The 1,077-nt window shown below is 46.4% G+C and carries 1 protein-coding gene; it reads right to left on the bottom strand.

All coding sequences use genetic code 11. The features are described 5' to 3' along the window. Positions 1-4 precede the first annotated feature (4 nt). Positions 5-928 (bottom strand): exopolyphosphatase, encoded by a 924-nt coding sequence (locus KIV40_RS32415; RefSeq protein WP_285353462.1) that lies wholly within the window; start codon positions 926-928, stop codon positions 5-7. Positions 929-1,077 lie beyond the last annotated feature (149 nt).

Consider the following 1,077-nt stretch of genomic DNA (forward strand, 5'->3'; position numbering starts at 1 on the left):
AGGCTTAACCGTCTGCAGTAATCACTTCAATCAGAGCTTGTTGAACCTGAGGCGCTTCATCAATCGCAATCTGACAAGTGCCTGCAGCAATATGACCGCCGCCACCGTATTGCAGCATCAATTCACCCACGTTCGTTTTTGAGCTGCGATCAAAGATCGATTTACCAGTCGCGAATACGATGTTCTGCTTTTGAAAGCCCCACATCTTATGAATCGAGATATTACACTCAGGGAACAGCGCATAAATCATAAAGCGGTTGCCTGCGTAGATCGTCTCTTCGCCAGTAAGGTCGAGATTCTGGTGTACCTGCGCACAACGCGTCACCTGCTCCTTGAATTTCTGCTCGTGTTCACGATAAAGGTCGATACGTTCCTTTACGTCTGGAAGCTCTAGAATCTGCTCGATCGTGTGGTTCTTACAATAATCAATCAGGTCCATCATCAACGCGTAGTTGGAGATTCTGAATTCACGGAATCGGCCAAGACCAGTACGAGCATCCATCAGGAAATTGAGCAAGTTCCAACCTTGCGCATCCAAAACTTCTTCTTTGTTGAACTGCGCCGAATCGCCTTTGTCGACCGCTTCCATCATCTCTTGCCACTCCGCCGGGAAAGTAGCCAGGCCACCATAGTGATCCCATACAACACGGGCCGCAGAAGGCGCATCAGGATCAATAATGTGGTTCGTGCGTTCACCCGTATTACGGATCGTCTCTGAGAGGTGGTGGTCAAAGGTCAGGTATGAAGCCGGAACATAAGGCAGGTTGGTTATGATATCATTCTGAGTGATCTCGATGATGCCATCTTGCATATCTTTGGGATGAACGAACTTGATATCGTCGATCAAGTCCTGCTGTTTAAGAAGTACGGCACACACAAGGCCATCAAAATCGCTGCGAGCTACGAGTCGGTACTTTTGGTCTGACATCTTCATTCCTTTGTCATCAAACATATCACGCTAAGATAACCGCATAGAATATCTATAATCAAGACATTCACCTTACCCATACTGAAGCGATATGAGTAAGCTTGATCCAACACTCAAAATCTATCTAAACCTGAAGAAATATTACCCTA

It is taken from the genome of Vibrio sp. D173a (assembly GCF_030248475.1).